The sequence below is a fragment of the Streptomyces olivoverticillatus genome (genome assembly GCF_014203555.1).
Lineage (GTDB): Bacteria > Actinomycetota > Actinomycetes > Streptomycetales > Streptomycetaceae > Streptomyces > Streptomyces olivoverticillatus.
The window spans coordinates 71,433-90,584 of the sequence record NZ_JACHJH010000009.1 but is presented as its reverse complement, the minus strand read 5'-3'; the positions used below and the strand labels follow the sequence as shown (position 1 = coordinate 90,584).

Annotated in this window: 14 protein-coding genes; 2 read left to right on the top strand and 12 right to left on the bottom strand. The window is 72.2% G+C overall.

Features of this window, described 5'->3' with window-relative positions:
- Positions 1-16 precede the first annotated feature (16 nt).
- Positions 17-700, top strand: coding sequence for a response regulator (locus FHS39_RS24050; RefSeq protein ID WP_184351599.1), 684 nt, complete (start codon positions 17-19; stop codon positions 698-700).
- A gap of 109 nt (positions 701-809) precedes the next feature.
- Here FHS39_RS24050 and FHS39_RS24045 read toward each other — a convergent pair whose 3' ends face one another.
- The 5 genes from FHS39_RS24045 to FHS39_RS24025 all read right to left on the bottom strand — a co-directional run bounded on the left by FHS39_RS24045 (position 810) and on the right by FHS39_RS24025 (position 7,467).
- On the bottom strand, positions 810-2,420 hold the full coding sequence (locus FHS39_RS24045; protein ID WP_184351598.1) for a sodium:solute symporter family transporter: 1,611 nt from the start codon (positions 2,418-2,420) through the stop codon (positions 810-812).
- Positions 2,417-2,950, bottom strand: coding sequence for a DUF485 domain-containing protein (locus FHS39_RS24040; protein ID WP_184351597.1), 534 nt, complete (start codon positions 2,948-2,950; stop codon positions 2,417-2,419). Before FHS39_RS24040 ends, FHS39_RS24045 begins: the two co-directional genes overlap by 4 nt.
- A gap of 95 nt (positions 2,951-3,045) precedes the next feature.
- On the bottom strand, positions 3,046-3,717 hold the full coding sequence (locus tag FHS39_RS24035) for a response regulator transcription factor (protein WP_343069719.1): 672 nt from the start codon (positions 3,715-3,717) through the stop codon (positions 3,046-3,048).
- A gap of 173 nt (positions 3,718-3,890) precedes the next feature.
- Positions 3,891-5,003, bottom strand: a complete 1,113-nt coding sequence (locus FHS39_RS24030; protein WP_184351640.1) for a sensor histidine kinase — start codon at positions 5,001-5,003, stop codon at positions 3,891-3,893.
- 343 nt (positions 5,004-5,346) lie between these two features.
- The gene (locus FHS39_RS24025) at positions 5,347-7,467 is read right to left on the bottom strand and encodes a DNA gyrase subunit B (RefSeq protein ID WP_184351596.1); all 2,121 of its coding nucleotides are present in this window, start codon (positions 7,465-7,467) and stop codon (positions 5,347-5,349) included.
- Between the two features lie 432 nt (positions 7,468-7,899).
- Between FHS39_RS24025 and FHS39_RS24020 the strand changes: the two genes are divergently transcribed.
- Entirely contained in the window at positions 7,900-8,130 is a 231-nt protein-coding gene (locus tag FHS39_RS24020) for a DUF7455 domain-containing protein (RefSeq protein WP_086567216.1), read from the top strand.
- 115 nt (positions 8,131-8,245) lie between these two features.
- Here FHS39_RS24020 and FHS39_RS24015 read toward each other — a convergent pair whose 3' ends face one another.
- From FHS39_RS24015 to FHS39_RS23985, 7 genes are all read right to left on the bottom strand, one after another.
- Positions 8,246-9,298: a S1 family peptidase gene (locus FHS39_RS24015; protein ID WP_184351594.1), complete on the bottom strand. Its 1,053-nt coding sequence runs from the start codon at positions 9,296-9,298 to the stop codon at positions 8,246-8,248.
- 132 nt (positions 9,299-9,430) lie between these two features.
- Positions 9,431-10,987: an RNA polymerase sigma factor gene (locus FHS39_RS24010; RefSeq protein WP_184351592.1), complete on the bottom strand. Its 1,557-nt coding sequence runs from the start codon at positions 10,985-10,987 to the stop codon at positions 9,431-9,433.
- Between the two features lie 426 nt (positions 10,988-11,413).
- The gene (locus tag FHS39_RS24005) at positions 11,414-12,349 is read right to left on the bottom strand and encodes a FadR/GntR family transcriptional regulator (RefSeq protein ID WP_343069718.1); all 936 of its coding nucleotides are present in this window, start codon (positions 12,347-12,349) and stop codon (positions 11,414-11,416) included.
- A gap of 174 nt (positions 12,350-12,523) precedes the next feature.
- Entirely contained in the window at positions 12,524-14,326 is a 1,803-nt protein-coding gene (locus FHS39_RS24000) for an ATP-binding cassette domain-containing protein (protein WP_184351589.1), read from the bottom strand.
- A 157-nt stretch (positions 14,327-14,483) separates the two neighbouring features.
- Positions 14,484-15,245 (bottom strand): NUDIX hydrolase, encoded by a 762-nt coding sequence (locus FHS39_RS23995; RefSeq protein ID WP_184351588.1) that lies wholly within the window; start codon positions 15,243-15,245, stop codon positions 14,484-14,486.
- Between the two features lie 140 nt (positions 15,246-15,385).
- Complete coding sequence (locus tag FHS39_RS23990) at positions 15,386-17,437, bottom strand: glycogen debranching N-terminal domain-containing protein (RefSeq protein WP_425507812.1); 2,052 nt, start codon at positions 17,435-17,437, stop codon at positions 15,386-15,388.
- Positions 17,438-17,551: 114 nt separating this feature from the next.
- On the bottom strand, positions 17,552-19,039 hold the full coding sequence (locus tag FHS39_RS23985; RefSeq protein WP_184351584.1) for a DUF4192 domain-containing protein: 1,488 nt from the start codon (positions 19,037-19,039) through the stop codon (positions 17,552-17,554).
- Between the last annotated feature and the right edge of the window lie 113 nt (positions 19,040-19,152).

Genomic DNA, 19,152 nt, shown 5'->3' with positions numbered 1-19,152 from the left:
TGAACGGAGGCAGACCATGATCGAAGTCCTGGTCGTGGACGACGACTTCCGCGTCGCCGAGATCAACGCCGCGTACGTCGCCCGGGTCCCGGGCTTCCGCGTACGCGCCAAGGCCCACAACGCGGCCCAGGCACTGGCAGTACTGGAGGGCGGCGGCACCGACCTGGTCCTGCTCGACCAGTACTTGCCGGACGAGACCGGCCTGTCGCTCGTCCGCCGCATCCGCGAGCTCGGCCACCACACGGACGTCATCATGGTCACCGCCGCCCGCGACATCGCCACCGTGCAGACGGCGATGCGGTACGGGGCGCTGCAGTACCTGGTCAAGCCGTTCTCGTTCCCGGGGCTGCGGGTGAAGCTGGAGGCGTACGCGCAGCTGCGCCGCACCCTCGACGGGGCCGAGCAGGCGGAACAGGAAGAGGTGGACCGGATCTTCGGCACCCTGCGCACGGCCACCACGACCGCTCCCCTGCCCAAGGGCCACTCCGCGCCGACCACGGAGCTCATCCGCCGGGTGCTGCTGGGGGCGGCCCGGCCGCTGTCGGCGCACGAGGTGGCGCAGCGCTCGGGGCTGAGCCGCTCCACCGCCCAGCGCTACCTCAAACGGCTGGAGGAGTCGGGGCGGCTGAGCCTGACCTTGAAGTACGGGGAGACGGGCCGGCCGGAGCACCGGTACGTCTGGGCGACGGGCGCCTCCTGAACGGCCGGACCCGGGGCGAATTCAGGCCGGATTCAGGCCGGATTCAGGACGGATTCAGACCGGATCCGCAGGGGGATCAGGCCGGATCCAGACCGGAGCCGGGCCGGAGTCAGGCCGCTCCCGCGCCCGTCAGCGAGCGGACCTCCACCTCGGCGTGGCCGGCCGCGTCGGGGGCCTCGGACGAGGTGAGGGTGCCGAGCCAGCCGGCGAGGAAACCGAGCGGCACGGAGACCAGGCCCGGGTTGTCCAGCGGGAAGAGCCGGAAGTCGAGGCCGGGGAAGACGGCGTCCGGGGCGCCCGAGACGACCGGCGAGAAGACGACGAGCGCGAGCGCCGGCACCAGGCCCCCGTAGACCGACCAGACGGCCCCGCGGGTGGTGAAGCGCGGCCAGAAGAGCGAGTAGAGCAGGACCGGGAGGTTGGCCGAGGCGGCGACGGCGAAGGCGAGCCCCACCAGGAAGGCAACGTTGAGGTTCTGCGCGAGCAGCCCCAGGCCGATGGCGACCGCCCCGGTGCAGGCGGCGGCGGTGCGCGCGACCGCCACTTCACTGCGCGGACGGCTCCGGCGGTGCCCCACCGCCCGGCGACGGCTCAGCGAGGCGTACAGATCGTGGGCCACCGAGGCGGAGGAGGCGAGGGTGACTCCGGCGACGACGGCGAGGATCGTGGCGAAGGCGACGGCGGCCACCACCGCGAAGAGGATCGTTCCGCCCATGGAGTCCGAGCCGCCGCCCAGTTCGAGCGCCAGCAAGGGAACGGCCGTGTTCCCGGCGGGGTTTGCCGCCCGGACGGCGCTGCTGCCCAGCACCGCGGCGGCCCCGAAGCCCAGGACGATGGTCATCAGGTAGAAGCCGCCGATGAGTCCGATGGACCAGATGACCGACCGGCGGGCGGCGCGGGCGGTGGGCACGGTGTAGAAGCGCGAAAGGATGTGCGGAAGCCCCGCGGTGCCCAGCACCAGGGCGAGGGCCAGGCTGAGGAAGTCGAGCCGGGACGTCAGATCCCGGCCGTACTTCAGGCCGGGTGCCAGGAACGCGCGGCCGTGGCCGCTGTGGTCGGCGGCCGTGGTGAGCAGCTGCGAGACGTCACCGTGGAAGCGGAGCAGCACGAGGGCGGCCAGCACGGTCGTGCCGCCCATCAGCAGCACGGCCTTGACGATCTGGATCCAGGTCGTGGCGCGCATCCCGCCCAGGCTCACGTAGACGACCATCAGCGCCCCGACACCGACCACCGTCCAGGTCCGGGCCCGGCCGTCCGTACCGCCGAGCAGCAGGGAGACCAGGCTCCCGGCACCCACCATCTGTGCAACGAGGTAGAGCACGGAGACGGTGACGGAGGAGATCCCCGCAGCCCTGCGCACGGGCCGCTCACGCAGCCGCGCCACGAGCACATCGGCGAGCGTGAACCGGCCGCAGTTGCGCACGAGTTCGGCCACCAGGAACAGCACGACGAGCCAGGCGACGAGGAAGCCCACGGAGTAGAGCATGCCGTCGTAGCCGTAGAGGGCGATGAGGCCGGAGATGCCGAGGAAGGAGGCGGCGGACATGTAGTCGCCCGCGATGGCAAAACCATTCTCCAAAGGGGAGAACAGCCGCCCGCCCGCATAGAAGTCCTCGGTGGAACCGCGTCGTTGCCGCCCGAACCAGGCCGTGATGGCCAGGGTGACCACGACGAAGATGCTGAACAGGGCGACCGCCGGCCCCTGGTGCACCCCGCTCACCACCTGTCACCGCGCCGCCGCTGCCCGGGGAGCACGATGCCGGGGGCCTGCCCCTCCGGCGGCCGCCCGCTGGTGAGCGCCGGGCGCTGCTGCCCGAGGCCTCCGGCCCTGAGCGTCTCCACGGTGACAGCCCACCGCAGCTCCTGCGCCGCGGGGTCCCGCCGGAGCCTGGCGTGCCGAGCATAGGCCCAGGCCAGTAGGAAGGTGGAGGCGAACTGGGCCAGCCCCGCGAGTATGGCGACATTGAGCGCCCCCGTCACGGGCCGGGCCATCACCTCCGGCGCGGCGATCGCAGTCAGCACATAGGCCAGGTACCAGGCGAGGAACGCGGCGGTGGCGGGGAAGGCGAACCGGCGATAGCGGCGCCGCACCTCGCGGAAGACGGCGCTGCCCTGGACCTCCCGGTAGATGCCTGAGGGATCACGTACGGGGCCGTCAGGCTCGCCTCCGGCCCCGGCACCGGCCTTCCCGGCCCGGTGGGCGTCCGTCAGGCGAACCGTTACGGCATCGCGCCTCTGGCTCTTCTCCACAGACTTCTCCTCGGTCGCCGACCCCGTTGGCCGCGTGCCCAAGAATGGACAGACCGGGGAGATCCGGCGCCGCTCACCAGCGGACGTTCACCCCATCAGGTGATAGGCGCCCCCGGGGGCTGGGCAATGCCATGGTGAAAGGCGTATCGGACGGCCTGCGCCCGGTCGCGCACCCCGGTCTTGGCGAAGAGGTTGTTGATGTGCGTCTTCACCGTCGCCGTGCTGACGTGCAACCGCCGGGCGATCTCCGCGTTCGACAGGCCCTCGGCGACCAGGGCCAGCACCTCCGCCTCCCGCGCCGTCAGCCCGTCCGGCAACACCCGGGGCTCGGCCGGCCCGGCGGGCGGCCTCTGCCCACCCGACGCGGACAGCCGCTCCAGCAGCCGCAGTTGAATCGTCGGCGACAGCCCTGCCTGGCCCGACATCACATGCTCGACCGCGCGTACGATCTCGTCCCCGCCGGCATCCTTGGTCAGATAGCCACGGGCGCCGGCCTGGAGGGCGGGAAAGAGCGAATCGTCGTCGGCAAAGGTGGTGAGGACCACCACCTGGGTCGCCGGATACTCGGTCCGGATGCGCCGCGTCGCCTCCACCCCGTCGCAGCGCGGCATCCGAAGGTCCATCAGCACCACGTCCGGGGCGTGCTCCCCCACCAGACGCACCGCCTCCAGCCCGTCGGCCGCCGCACCCACCACCTCGATGCCCGGCAGCAACCCCAGCAGCATCACAATCCCCTCGCGCACCACCGTCTGGTCATCCGCAACCACCACGCGAGCGTCTCTGCGCCGGCCACCATCGAGCCCGCCGTCTCCCCCGGCACCGCCCTGGCCACCATGACCTCGACCGCTGCCGCTGTCGTGACCACCAACTCCCGCCGCCTGCCTGGCGTCAGCGGCATCACCCACACCACCAGCGCCTTCGACACCACCAGCACCGCCCATCACGCCGGCACCCGCAGACGCACCACAAAGCCCTCCTCACCGGGTCCGGCCGGACCGGCCTCCAGCATCCCGCCGAGCAGTTCGGCGCGCTCCCGCATCCCGAGCAGACCGTACCCGGCTCCGGAAGCCGCCAGACCGCCTGCAGCCCCATGAGCCCCCCGATCGCGGACGAACAGCTCCACCTCACCCTCCAGATAGGCGAATCTCATCTCCACCCGTGCGCCCGGAGCGTGCTTGCGGACGTTGGTCAGCGCCTCCTGCGCCACCCTGCGCACGGCCAGCCCCGCCTCCGGCGGCAGACTGCGCGGCTCCCCCTCCACATCCAGCCCCGCCCCCTCCGAAGCCGCCACTTCTCTCAGGAAGTCCTCCACCCGGGTCATCTCGCCGCGCAGCGCCGACAGCGCCTGCCGGGTCTCGGCCAGCCCCTCGCGCGCCATCCCCCGGGCCGCCGTCACCCGCTCGAGGATCTGCTGCCTGTCGGCCCCGCCCTCGATGAGCAGCCGCGCAGCCTCCAGATGCACCATCTGCGCCGACAGGCTGTGCGCCAGCACATCGTGTATCTCCCGGGCGATGCGGGCACGCTCGGCCATCGCCGCCGACTCCGCTTCGGCCCGCCGGGCCGCCCGCTCCTGGGCCAGCAACCGGAATCCCGCCCCCCGGGCCTCCTCGTCCAACCGCAGCGAATACCCCACCAGGATCACCCCGGCGACCGTCCCCGCCGTCGCACCTGGGCTGTCCGCAATCACCGCCGCGTATGCCGTCATGGCGACCGCCGCAGTGCCCAGCCCGTAGGCCAGCGGCAGCCGCTCCACCGCGATGGCCGCCCCCACGCACCACAACCCGGCCGCCGCCGTATGTGCCCCCGCCGACTCCGCGGCGGCCCCCACCGCCAGCACCCCCCCCAGCAACCCCACCGAAGGCCATAGTCGTTGGGCCAGCGTCGTGTGAAAGAAGCGCCAGACCGCGACCGCGCACACCACGAACCCCGCCGCCAGGGCCGCATACCCCCAGCCGTGGAAGGCTCCGCTCCGCAGGACCCGCCAGAGGAAGAACAGGATCAGGACGATCCGGAGCACCCAGGTCATCACCTGGCGGTGCCTGGGCACCCCCATTCGGGCAAGTGCCTCCCGGGCGGGCCACTCGGTCCATTTCTCGATCGCCACGGGCAGTCCCTCCCCCGGCACGTCAGCCTCGGCCACCGGCAGGAACACCGTACGCGGCGGGCGCGCTCCGGCATCTGAACCACCGCGCGAGCGCACCCGCGCGGACCACGACGATCACTGCGACATCGGGCGGACCGGACATGGGAAGAGCCTCCGAGGAACGCGGACAAACGCTGACGGCCAACGCATCCGACGCTACGCACTCGGCTCCTGCCCGGGATCGGAGCAGGGGTGGGTTCCGGGTGGATCCCGGGTGGAGAACCTCTCCACCCGGGAGTGGACACCGGCCGCCTCAGGCGTCGATGCGCGAGCGGTCCAGCGTCGCCGCCGAGTTGGTGATGAACTCCTTGCGCGGCGCGACCTCATTGCCCATCAGCAGGTCGAAGGTGCGCTCCGCCGCTTCCAGGTCGCTGATGTTGATCCGCCGCAGGGTGCGGTGGCGCGGGTCCATCGTGGTCTCCGCGAGCTGGTCGGCGTCCATCTCACCGAGACCCTTGTAGCGCTGGATGCCCTCCTTGTAGCGGATGTTCTTCCGCTCCAGCTCCAGCAGCGTCTGCCGCAGCTCGCTGTCGGAGTAGGTGTAGATGTACTTGTCCTGCCCCTTCTTGGGCTGGGTGAGCTCCACCCGGTGCAGCGGGGGGACCGCGGAGAAGACCCGGCCCTCCTCGACCATGGGCCGCATGTAGCGCTGGAAGAGGGTCAGCAGCAGGATCCGGATGTGCGCGCCGTCCACATCGGCGTCGGCCAGGAAGATGACCTTGCCGTAGCGCGCCGCGTCGATGTCGAAGGTCCGGCCGGACCCTGCCCCTATCACCTGGATGATCGCGCCGCACTCGGCGTTCTTCAGCATGTCGGAGACCGACGCCTTCTGAACGTTGAGGATCTTGCCCCGGATCGGCAGCAGCGCCTGGAACTCGGAGTTCCGCGCCAGCTTCGCCGTGCCGAGCGCCGAGTCGCCCTCGACGATGAACAGCTCGCTGCGGTCGACGTCGTCGCTGCGGCAGTCGGCGAGCTTCGCCGGGAGCGAGGAGGACTCCAGCGCCGTCTTCCGGCGCTGCGCCTCCTTGTGCTGGCGGGCCGCGATGCGCGTCCGGGCCGCGGCGACGACCTTCTCCAGCACGGCCCGCGCCTGCTGCTTGGCGTCGCGCTTGGTGGAGGTCAGGAACGCCTTGAGCTCCTTGGCGACCACGTTGGCCACGATGCGGGAGGCCGCCGAGGTGCCCAGCACCTCCTTGGTCTGCCCCTCGAACTGCGGCTCCGCCAGGCGCACGGTCACGACCGCCGTGAGCCCCTCCATGGCGTCGTCCTTGACGACGTCGTCCTCGGCGACCCGCAGCAGCTTGCTCGAGCGCAGCACCTCGTTGACGGTCTTGGTCAGCGAACGCTCGAATCCGGTCACATGCGTGCCGCCCTTGGGGGTGGCGATGATGTTGACGAAGGACTTCACCGAGGCGTCGTAGCCGGTGCCCCAGCGCAGCGCGATGTCCACGCCGAGCTCACGGGTGACCTCGGTGGGCGTCATGTGGCCACGATCGTCGAGGACCGGAACGGTCTCCTTGAAGGTGCCCTGCCCGGTCAGCCGCAGGATGTCGCAGACGGCCTTGTCCTGCGCGAGGTACTCGCAAAATTCGCTGATGCCGCCGTCGTAGCGGAAGGTCTCCTCGGTGGGGCCCTCGCCGTCCAGGTCGCGCTCGTCGCGCACGACGATCGTCAGGCCCGGCACCAGGAACGCCGTCTGCCGGGCACGCCCGTAGAGGTTCACCAGGGAGAGCTTGGCGTCCTTGAGGAAGATCTGGCGGTCCGCCCAGTAGCGGACGCGGGTGCCGGTGCGGACCTTCGGGACCTTCTTGCCCTTGAGCAGGCCGTTGGCCGGGTCGAAGGGGGCGTCGGGGCCCGATTCGGTGAAGATGCCGGGCACACCGCGGCGGAAGCTGATCGAGTGGGTCCGGCTGTTCCGGTCGACCTCGACGTCCAGCCGCGCCGAGAGCGCGTTCACGACGGAGGCGCCGACGCCGTGCAGACCGCCGGAGGCCGCGTAGGAGCCGCCGCCGAACTTGCCGCCGGCGTGCAGCTTGGTCATGACGACCTCGACGCCCGACAGGCCCGTCTTGGGCTCGACGTCCACGGGGATGCCGCGGCCGTTGTCCCGCACCTCCACCGAACCGTCGTCGTGGAGGATCACCTCGATGCGGTCGCAGAAGCCGCCCAGCGCCTCGTCGACGGAGTTGTCGATGATCTCCCAGAGACAGTGCATCAGGCCACGGCTGTCCGTCGAGCCGATGTACATGCCGGGGCGCTTGCGGACGGCTTCGAGACCCTCGAGGACGAGCAGGTGCCGCGCGGTGTAGTTGGATCCGTCCCGGTCTGCCCCGGTCAGCAATGCAGTGGACGGCACGGACATATCGGCGGTCACGCGGTTCGCTCCTCGCTGAATTTCTGGCTGGCCCGAGTGCGGGCACATGTGTGGCTCGGTCGCCGTTCAGAGAGTACCGAGGCCTGGTAGAGCCTTTGTGCCGCCACCCTTGAGAACAACCATGCTAATCGAGACTCGATCAAGCGTTCGATACCCCGATGGGGTGACGTGCACATCACGTTCCCTTCCAGGCATGAACCATTTAGGCTCCGGGCACGTCCTCAAGAACAACCCGGCAAGCCAGCCGGGAGGACGACAGCCCCCAGCGACGTGAAACCGTAAGCCCACGCAATACGGCTCATTCGCCGCCAATCGTCAAGATCCGGCTCACTCGGAAGGAAGTTTCGAGGAAAAGCCACGAGCGGGAACGTTTTCGGCCTGGTTGGATGTTGACCCTGGTACGACAGCTCGTCGAGCTAGAGAAGAGGCGACGTGACTACTGTTCTGACCCCCGCGAGCCCGCTGACGGCCGCTGACCGCTGCGACCGGTGCGGCGCTCAGGCTTACCTGCGCGTCGTTCTCATGAGCGGCGGTGAACTGCTCTTCTGCGCCCACCACGGGCGCAAGTTCGAGCCAGAACTCAAGAAGATCGCCGCGGAGATACAGGACGAGACGGAGCGGCTGACGGCCGTCCCGGCGTCCGCGTCCGACGAGGACCACTGAGTCCGCTTGGAACGCTGACACATCGCATCCGACGACGAGCGAGGTCCCGCCATCCAGGGCAGGACAGCCGCGGGCGGCCACCCCCAGAGGGAGGCCGCCCGCTCTCGTACCCTCCTCACCGCGCACCCGCGGGCCGCTTGGCCGCCGCCGGGGCCTGTGCGGCGGGCGGCGACACGGCCGGCGACTTGATCGGCTGAGGCGCAAGCGGCGGGGCAGCGGAAGGCTGCGCAGCGGGCTGGTGCAATCCGGGAAAGACCACCGGCGGCAGGATCAGCGGCGGCCCGGTGTGCGGTGGCGGTGGCACTGCAGGCGGCACAACCGGCACAGGAGCCCCAGGACCGCCCGGCGGCAGCCCGTCGGTACTGTGTGTCCGGACCAGGTCCGCGACCGACGAGACGCGCGTATAGACCCCTGGATGGCCCGGCTGGGCGCATCCGCTCCCCCAGGACACCAGGCCCACCAGCCGTCCCCGTGCCACCAGCGGTCCCCCGCTGTCCCCCTGGCAAGCGTCGCGGCCTCCCCGGGGCAGCCCCGCACAGAGCATCATGGCCGGCCGGTAGGTGCCTTCGGGCCCGCCCGGATAGGCGCGGCGGCACAGGGCATCCTGCATGATCCGCACCCGTGCGGCCCGCAGGTCCTCCGCGTACGAGCCGTCGCCGAGCATGTCCCCCCAGCCGTAGACACCGGCGGAGGTCCCCGGATCGTAGGCCGCGTCGCCCGATCGCGCCATGGCGATCGGATACCGGTCGGGCACCGGCTCCGCCAGGGTGAGGACGGCCACGTCCCCGGCGTTGGTCTCCGGGTCGAACTCCGGGTTGACCCAGGCGTCCCGCAGTGGCACCTCCTTGCCGTCGCCGCCCCGGAGGTCCCCGCGCCCGACGATGACCTTGAGATCCTTGGCCTCGGTCGGCTCCACGCCGAGCACCTCGCGGCTGAGGCAGTGCGCCGCAGTGATCACGGTCGTACGGCCCACCACGACGCCGCCGCAGAACTGCCCCGCCCGTACAGGGCCGAACCGTTCACGACTGGCCAGGGCCACCGTCCACGGCGCGTCCGCAACCCTCACGGGCTGTCCGCCGACGACGCCGCGGTCACCGGCACGCACCTGCCCGGGCACGGCCATGAGCAGCAGGACGGCGCCGACCAGCGGGTAGCTCAGGGCACGCATACACTCTCCCGACGGACCGGAGTTACTTGCATACCCAGAGTCAGGCCGATTGGCGATCACCGCATCCTGAAACAGCGGGGCCCGGCCCCAAATAGCGGAGCCGGGCCTACAGGGATCGCTGTTTCGTGCGGATCAGTCCAGGTAGTCCCGGAGCACCTGGGACCGCGACGGGTGACGCAGCTTGGACATCGTCTTGGACTCGATCTGGCGGATCCGCTCACGCGTCACGCCGTAGACCTTGCCGATCTCGTCCAGGGTCTTCGGCTGGCCGTCGGTGAGGCCGAAGCGCATGGAGACCACGCCCGCCTCGCGCTCGCTGAGGGTGTCCAGGACGGAGTGCAGCTGCTCCTGCAGGAGCGTGAAGCTGACCGCGTCGGCGGGCACGACCGCCTCGGAGTCCTCGATGAGGTCACCGAACTCGCTGTCGCCGTCCTCACCCAGGGGGGTGTGGAGGGAGATCGGCTCACGGCCGTACTTCTGGACCTCGATGACCTTCTCGGGGGTCATGTCGAGCTCCTTGGCCAGCTCCTCCGGGGTGGGCTCGCGGCCCAGGTCCTGGAGCATCTGGCGCTGCACACGCGCGAGCTTGTTGATGACCTCGACCATGTGCACCGGGATACGGATGGTGCGGGCCTGGTCGGCCATCGCGCGCGTGATCGCCTGGCGGATCCACCAGGTCGCGTAGGTGGAGAACTTGTAGCCCTTGGTGTAGTCGAACTTCTCCACCGCGCGGATCAGACCCAGGTTGCCTTCCTGGATGAGGTCCAGGAAGAGCATGCCGCGGCCGGTGTAGCGCTTGGCCAGGGAGACCACCAGACGGAGGTTGGCCTCCAGCAGGTGGTTCTTGGCCCGGCGGCCGTCCTCGGCGATGATCTCGAGCTCGCGCTTGAGCTTCGGGGCCAGCTTGTCGGAGTTCGCCAGCTTGTCCTCGGCGAACAGACCGGCCTCGATGCGCTTGGCGAGCTCGACCTCCTGCTCGGCGTTGAGCAGGGGGACCTTGCCGATCTGCTTGAGGTAGTCCTTGACCGGGTCGGCGGTGGCACCGGCCACCGCGACCTGCTGCGCGGGGGCGTCGTCCTCGTCGTCGTCGGAGAGGACGAAGCCCTTGTTCTCGCCGCTCTCGTCCTCCTCTTCCCCCTTGCCGGGGGTGGGGGTCTCGTCGAGGAGCTCTTCGTCGAGAAGCTCGTCGGAGTCCTTCTTGGCGGCGGTCTTCTTCGCCGTCGTCTTCTTGGCGGCGGTCTTCTTCGCCGTCGTCTTCTTGGCCACGGCCTTCTTGGCTGCGGCCTTCTTGGCGGGCGCCACGGACTCGTCACCCTCTGCGTCGCCGTACGCGCCGGAGGCGGCGGACGTGGACGCCGAGGAAGCCGACTGCCGTGCCGTGACCGTCTTGGAGGAGACGGCCTTGGTGGCGGTGCGCTTCGCCGGGCTCTTCGCTGCGACGCTCTTGCGGGTGCGCTTGGGCGCCTCTGCGGCACTGACCATCAGCGTCACACCCTCCTCGTCGAGGACCTGGTTGAGGCTGCGCAGAACGTTCTTCCACTGGGTTGGCGGAATCTGGTCAGCCTCGAAGGCCCGACGCACGTCGTCGCCGGCGATCTGCCCCTCGGCCTTTCCCTGCTCGATGAGCGCCATCAGAGACTCGGATTCGGCGATCTCCGGCGGGAGCGTACGGGATGTGCTGGCCGACACGAACAACCTCTCGGAACGATGGAAACGGCTTCCGGACCCGGCCCGCCCTTGACAGGGTGACCGGCTCCGACGACCGTCGGCAAGGATGAACCGACGGCGCGGGCGGTAGTGCGCAGCAACACAGCACCTCGGACGAGGCCTGTATTCCCTCCGCGGCTACCACCTCTTTAGTCATCGCACTGCCTCAAGGAGCGTTACGCCCAATCCTCGTGGCCCGAGTCACACCGCATAACGGAGTGAATGGCCACGGAAACAGACAGATCACCCGCGACTGCCCCGGCCCCGGCGGCGCTGTGCCCGGGGCCGACGGCGCATCCGCGGCCCACGGCCGCACGGAACGGCTCGTCCGGCGCGCGCGTACGGCCGTACGCGCGCGCTGGGCGAGCGGTCCCGCGCGAGCCGTCCCGTCCGCTCCCGGTCCCGCGGTCAGTGCTCGCGCGGCGCGGGGAGGTCGACCTCCGTCGGGCGGGCGACGAGCAGTTGGCGCATGGCGGCCTCGGCACCGCCCGGGTCTCCCGACGCCACCGCGTCGACGATCCGCAGATGGAGCCCGACCCCCGCTTCCGTGGGGCGGTCGCAGCCGCCGGCGGACGCCCCGGAGACGTGCAAGGCGGCGGAGACGATCCCCGAGAGGTGCTCCAGCATGCGGTTGCCCGCGACCTGCAGCAGCAGCGAGTGGAACTCGGCGTCGGCGCGGGTGAAGGTGAGGGAGTCACCCTGAGCCAGCGCGTGGCCCATGATCTCGGCCATGTCGGCGAGGCGCTGCTGGACGTCCTCGCGGCCGTGGCCGGCGGCGAGCCGGGCGGCCAGCGGCTCGATGGTCCAGCGCAGCTCGCACAGCTCGCGGCGCTGATCGTCCCGCTGTGGGCCGAAGGCCCGCCATTCGATGATGTCCGGGTCGAGGAGGTTCCAGTCGCTGACGGGGCGGACTCGCGTGCCGACGTTGGGCCGGGCGCTGACCAGGCCCTTGGCCTCCAGGACGCGCAGGGATTCGCGGACGACGGTGCGGGAGACCTCGAAGCGCTGCCCGATCTCCTCGGGAACCAGCGGGCGGTCGGCGCCCAGATCCCCCGAGACGATCATCTGGCCCAGCTGCTGGACGAGCTGGCCGTGCAGCCCTCGGCCACGGCTGCCGGCGGCGCGGCGGCCTGCCCGGCTGAGCTCCGCGTCCCCGTCCCATGCGGGCGAGGCTCCGCGGTCGACCCCGGGGGTCTCCGCGTAGGAGTAACGGTCAAGCTCGCCCGGGCCTGTGAGGCCGGAGTCGGCGGGGCGAGCCGCGGTCATCATGGTGTGCGCAAGGGTACTCACGCTTCCTTTGTCGGCGACCCGTTCAGAGCCCTTGAGGTCTTTGGTGAAAAGCACACGAAAGGGTGATCGCCCATTACCTCATAATTGACGCTCTATCGGACATATCGGACATGATCCAAGGGTGGCCACCTACGGAGAGTGACTACGGCGGGTCGACTTCTCCGCTCCTGCCGGAGTGATTGTCACTCTGAGTCGACGCCCGTCCGCCGTGACGTAATAGCACAGCTCTCACCGTGGTCGGCCACGGAAGACGGTCAGGACGTACGCCCCGAGGAGCACCGCAAGCGACAGGGCCAGCGCCCAGCCGACCGGCTGCGACATCAGCCGCAGGGCGGCCGAGACACCTCGGTCCAGGCCCGAGGGCCACTGCACCAGCGCGGCGGAACGCAGCCGCTGGGGCAGACCGATCAGCGACCGGGCGGCCGGCTGGGACAGCGCGCTGCCCAGCAGTGGGACGACAACGGTCGGCACGACCATGACCGCCACCAGCCCGAGGGCCGTGGAGCGGAACAGTCCCGCGGCCAGAAGTCCGGCCCAGGCGCACCCCAGCGTGAGCCCGGCCCAGCCCGCGAGCGTGCCGGGCCAGCCTGCGGGGAAGAGCAGGACGGACTCGCCGAAGAGCAGGTGCAGGACGGTCCCGTTCAGGCAGACCGAGGCGACGGCCAGGAGCAGGGCGGCCGCGGCACTGACGACGAGTTTGGCGCCCAGCAGGCCGAGGCGGCGCGGGACGGATCCGACGTCGGGCGCGAGCGCCGGGTAGCGGAACTCCTGGCCGAAGGAGAGCGCCCCGATCAGCCCCGCGGCGAAGGCGGCCGGGGGAAGCGGCAGCAGCAGCGGCCACCCGGTCAGCAGGCGCACCGCCGTGGAGTCGCCGGTGCGGGCGAGGACCACGGAGGTCAGCACGGAGAGCGCCAGAGCCACCGCCCCCACGATCCAGCCCGTCCGCACGCCCGCCGCGCGCCGCAGTTCGTAGAGCAACGGCCAGACGGGGTTCGGCGCGGGCAGCCGTGGCTGGACGGCGGACGATGCGTACGAGCCGTCGAGGCCCTCGATGGCGGCCGGCGCGAGGTCGGGGTGCGCTTCGGGCCCGCCGTCCGCGGCGTCGGCATAGCGTCCGTCGGCGCGCTCGAGCGGCGTGACGGGGCCGGTGTCGGCGGCCTCCTCCGTCAGCCGGTGCACGAGGATGCCGTGGCGGTAGGCGAGCTCTCCGACGGCGGCGCAGCTGCTGTTGTAGACGGAGATCCGGCTGCCGCCTTCGTGGACCACTTCGACCGGGGCGCCGCCGGGCGAGAGGCCCACCGGGTCGGCCTCGGCGGTGAGGAGGTGGGCGAGGCGGCCGGCGTGCGGGGAGCGGACGGCGACGCGGGGTCGCAGGCGGCATCCGGCGAAGGCGGCGGCGTCCTGGTCCGCGATGAGGCGGCCGCGGTCGATGGTGACGACCCGGTCGGCGATGCGGGCCGCTTCGAGCGCCCCGGAGGAGGTGACGAGGACGGTGCCGCCCTGGGCCGCGAAACCCCGCAGCAGCCCGTGCAGCCAGGCCGCCTCGCGTGGCGAGAGGCCCTTGGCGGGCTCGTCGAGCACGAGCGTGTGGGGGTCGCCGAGCAGGGCCGACGCCAGACCGAGGCGGCGGTCCATGCCGAGCGAGAAGTCGCCGACGCGCTGGTCGGCCAGGCCGGTGAGCCCCACGACGTCGAGTACCTCGTCGACCCGCTCGGCGGGGACGCCTGCGGCGGCGCAGAGCATGCGCAGGTGGCCCCGGGCGCTGCGCGCGGGGTGGCCGGGCACGTCGCCGAGCAGGGTGCCGATCTCGCGGGTGGGGTGGGGGATGCGGTCCAGGGGGCGGCCGCCGAAGAGCGCGATGCCGCGCCCTCGGTCGAGTCGCAGCATCAGACGCAGGGCGGCGGTCTTGCCCGCGCCGGGCTCGCCGAGCAGTGCGGTGACGTGCCCGGGACCGGCCTCGAAGGTGAGGTCGTCGACGGCGGGGGGCTGGTTGCGGCGGGGGACGCTGGTCAGTCCGATGGCCTGGATCATGGGCTGCCCTCGCGGGACGACGGAGACGAACCCCAGCACCGTAACCCGATATGTCCTATTTGCTACGCAACGTGGGCATGTGGCGCCCGCGTGTCACCGCCATGACCCCCGACCGCCCTCGCACGCTGGGCCGTTCAGTCTCGCGGGCGGTCCTCCGCTACGCCTCGGGCCGCAGCATGGGCGGGTTGAGCAGGGTGGCCCCGCCCGCCCGGAAAAGCTGCGCCGGGCGGCCGCCCTGGCGTGTCGTCGTCCCGCCCGTGGGCACCAGGAAGCCCGGGGTGCCGGTGACCTTGCGGTGGAAGTTCCGCGGATCCAGGGCGACGCCCCACACCGCCTCGTACACCCGGCGCAGCTCGCCCACGGTGAACTCCTGCGGGCAGAACGCGGTGGCCAGCGAGGAGTATTCGATCTTGGAGCGGGCGCGCTCGACTCCGTCGGCCAGGATGCGCGCATGGTCGAAGGCGAGCGGCGCGGCCTGTTCGCCGTCGCGGCCGTACCCCGACTCCTGGTCCAGCAGGTCCTCGACGGGCGCCCAGCGCACGCTGCGCGCGTCGCCGCCGGGGCGCGGGGCCGGCAGGTCGGGCGCGAGCGCGAGGTGCGCAACGCTGACCACGCGCATCCGGGGGTCGCGCTGGGGATCGCCGTAGGTGGCGAGCTGTTCGAGGTGAGCGGCGTTGGCGATGGACGGGCCCGCCGGGTCGTGGGCGAGCAGCCCCGTCTCCTCGGCCAGCTCGCGCGCGGCCGCCGTCGCCAGATCCTCGTCCCCCCGGACGAATCCGCCCGGCAGCGCCCAGCGGCCCTGGTAAGGAGGCTCACCGCGGCGGACGGCCAGAGCGCACAGGGCGTGCCGCCGGACCGTGAGCACGACCAGGTCGACGGTGACGGCGAAGGGCGGGAAGGCCGACGGGTCGTAGGGCATGGGGCGATCATAGTCGTCTGCTTGACGATAAACAGGGTCTTGGGCACTGCTCGCCACGGCGCCTTGGGGTGCACCGGACGAGCGCGTTCCCCCGTCGCCGCCCACGAGCGGTTCTTCGGACAGTCCGGCGCGCATCGTTCTCACACTCCCAGTTGCAGGCCGTCCGCGGCCTCCTCGACCATGCCGAGGCCGAGCCTGCTGATCCGCACCGCGAACGGCTGCTCGGCGACGCGCAGCCCGGTGAACCGCAACGCGCCCAGGGGCGCGGTGCGGGGCGGCCTGATGGCGACGCTTCCCGCCGGGACGTCGGGGCGCACCCCGGCGAGCGCCGTGAGCAGCTGGACGGCGCCCGCACCGGCGACCGCGGCGGGCCTGCAGGCCGCGGGGTGCGGCAGGGGTGCGCCTTTGGCCGAGCGCTGCTCCCCCGCGTACATCTCCGGCAGCCGGTAGCCGAAGGCCCCGGCCGCGTCGAGCACCCCCCGCAGCAGGGCCCCCGCCTCGTTTTCGTATCCCGCTGCGGCGAGCCCCGCCACGGCCACGGCCGTCTCGTGAATGCGTACCGCCCCGCTGCGGTGCCCGAAGGGGTTGTATCCGGGCTCCTTCGCACCGAGGCTGCGCAGCCCCCAGCCCGAGTCGAGGGCCGGCCCGCCGAACAGCCGGGCCAGTTGTTCGGTCTGTACCTTGTCGAGCAGCCCGGGGGCGTACTCGCCACCGCCGAGGAGACCGGTGTCGAGCAGGTGCGCGGCGGCGCACCCCAGCAGAGGTATCCCCCGGCCGTCGGCAGTGCGCGCGGCGAGGGGGCGGCCGCCGCCGAGATCGTCGGCCCAGAAGTCCTCCCGAAACCGGCGGCGCAGCGCGGTCGCCCATTCGCGCCAGGCCTCCGCGCCGGGACGCCCGTACGCCTCCAGCAGATCCGCTCCGAGCAGCGCAGCCCGGTGGGCGTGAGCCTGCGTCTCGCACCGGTAGGGGCCGCCCGGCGGCGGGTCCGCGAGGTATTTGCCGTCGCCCACGGCGTGGCGCAGCCAGGCCAGGCACCGCTCGGCGGCCGGCAACAGCGGCCGGACCTCCTGGTCGGGGAGGCCCCACCTGCGTGCCTCGGCGAGCACGACGGGGAACAACAGCGTCGCTTCGACCCCCGTGCAGCCGGGTGGCAGATGCGGGCCGGCGTGGCGCAGCGCTCCCGCAATGCGGCCGTTGTCGGCCCCGGGGCCGGACAGCTGGGTACGGGCGAGGGTCCGCAGGGTCCCGGCGGCCAGCCGGACGCCCAGGGGGAGTGTCATACGGGCGGCCCACAGCGCCTCGGCGGGAGCGAGCCGTCCGCAGCGCCAGGGGATGCCGGCGGCGAGGTGGACGTCGCCGGGGTGCAGGGGGTCGCGCACCAGCAGGGCCCTCAGGTCGTCGAGTGCGGCCGCCAGCAGTGCGGCAGCCCTGGGGTCGTCTCCGTCGGCCTCGGCCTCGCCCCACGGCATGGTGCCGCCCCGGCCGCGTGGAGCGACGGTCTCGGCGGGCCGCGGGCCACCGGGCACTTCCATCCGGACCCGGAGCTCGATGCTGCGGGTGCCGCCCGGCGGCAGTCGTATCTCCCAGCCGAGCAGTCCGGCCGAGGCCAGGACGTCTCCGGGCGGCGGGTCGGCGGTGACGACCGCCTGCACCCCCGGCGCCGCCCACCGCAGCCCCGAGGCGTGGACGCCGGGCGGGATCTCGGGCCCGGCCATCCCCGCCGCCACGGCGCCGAGCTCGGCGAGGTCGGTGCCCAAGGAGACTTCGACGCCCAGCCGCATCTCCTGGGCCGCCGCGCTGCGCAACGTGATCCGCTCGATGCCCTCCGCGTCCCGCAGCCGCTCGACGGTGACGGCCGGGTCGGGGCCGGCGTCACCAGTGGTGCGCACCGTGCCGACGAAGCGGGCCCGGTCGGCCGCGAGCATCCGCCCCTGCACCGGCAGCGGCTCCGCCCCACCGACCCTTACCCGGCAACGGGCCAGCAGCCGCCTGCCGCCCCGGTAGAACCCGTCGAGCCCGTGTCCCGTCAGCTGACCGTGCTCGCCGGAGATGGCCAGTGCGGGCAACGCGACGCAGATCAGCGCCTCGTGCACGGCCTGCGGACCGTGCGAGCGGGCGGTGGCGCCCCGCTGCGACGGTGCCTGGCGGCGCGGCGGATGACCGAGGGGAACGGTGGGGACGGTGCCTTGCACGTGTCTGCACTCCCTGTGAGGGTCACGGACCGGGGCGGCGGGCGACGATTGCGGGCCACTCAGGTGAACGGCACCGGACCCGCGGAGGTCACGGTGGCCCATCCGGTGCGGCGGTCACTGCCGTTCGGGCGCCCCGCGCTGCCCCGCGCGCCGTCGCGTGCGCGCCTTCCCGGCGGGGCTTTTCGCCCCGGCAGGCCCGGTCGGGCGCCGTACGCCGCCCGACGCGCCGGAGCCCGCGTCGCCGGGGACGGCCGACAGCGGGCTCGCCCACGGCCGGCTCTTGGCGTCGGGGGCGTCGGGGGCACCGGCGGACGCTGTCACGGTGGCGGAGGCGGCCCTGCGCCGACGGCCCGTGCGCGGCGCCGCCTTTGCGTTCTCCGAGGCTTCCCGGGTGCGGTCCGCGGCCGTGGCACGGTCCGCCTCGGCGAGCGCGGCGGCGTGCACGGCGCGCCCGGCCCGCTCGCGGCGCAGGCAGCGGCGCAGCAGCTCGGGGTCCATGCCGTCGTTGCAGGCGCGGTGCAGGAGCTGGGCGAAGAGGTAGTCCGGGTCGCGGGCGAGGGCCAGGCTGAGGGCGACCCTGGCCTCGGGGTGGTCGCCGAGGGACCACGCGACCCAGCCGGCGAGGGTCAAGGGGGCGGCCGCGTACTCGCTGTAGGAGGACACGCAGCGCCGGGCCAGGGCGCGCCACACGCGCAGCACCGCCGGGGCCTTGGGGCCCTCCATCCACTCGGCGGCGAAATCGCGGGTGGTGCGGTCCTGCAGGCCGAGGATGATCGCGGCCGATTCGTCGCAGGTGAGGAGGGCGTCGTCCCGGTCGTCGGCTTCCGTGCGCCGGGCGAGCGCGGGGGCCTGGCGGAAACGCTCCACCACCAGCCCGAGGAGATCGAGCGTCTCCTGGCGCACGGTCTCGCAGTCGATGCCGCCGAGGATGCGCGGGACGAGGTCGGCCGCCGCGGCGTCCAGCGCCACCTCCTGTTCACCGGCGCGGGCACCGGCGAGCGGAGCGAACCTGGCCTCCATGTCCCGGAGCGAGCCGCGGACCTGGATGCCCGCGTAGGCGGCCGCCGCGGCCATCACCGAGGTCCCGGGCAGGACCAGGGGCGCCCCTTCGGGCGGGCAGCAGCGGGCGTCGGGGCAGCAGTAGGACCAGAACCGGCCGTCGGAGATGCACAGGGCCTCGTACACGGGCACGTCGAGCCCGCCGCAGGCCAGGCGCAGGGCCTGGGCGAGCGGGCGGAGCCGCTCCATGATCTCCTGACCGTCCTCTCCCTGCGCGGGGTCCTGGCACAGGAAGAGGACGACGCCGTCGGGCCGGATGTGGTGCTTGCCTCCCACCGCGATGAGGGTTTCAGCGAGCTGCTTGCTCACGTCCGGCCACTCCTCGCGATTCGCCGGGATGCCCAGGCGCAGCCGCCCGCCGAAGCGGCCGCGCTCGCCGTGCAAGGCCAGCATCACAATGCTGTCGTTCGGGTGAAAGCCCATCAGGAAGGGCAGTGCGTCGGCCAGTTCGGCCGGGCTGCGGAGGGTGATCTGCGTGTCCGGCCTCGATTCCCACGCGGCGGACGAGGCGGACGGGCGGGCTGGTTCGTTGCGCTCGGTCATGGCCCGAGAGTCCCGCGCAGCCGTCGACCTCCGCCAGGCCTGTGGATAACCCGGTCATCTCATCCGACGAAACCTGTGGACAACGTTATCCACAGGCTTGCGACCGCGTTCGC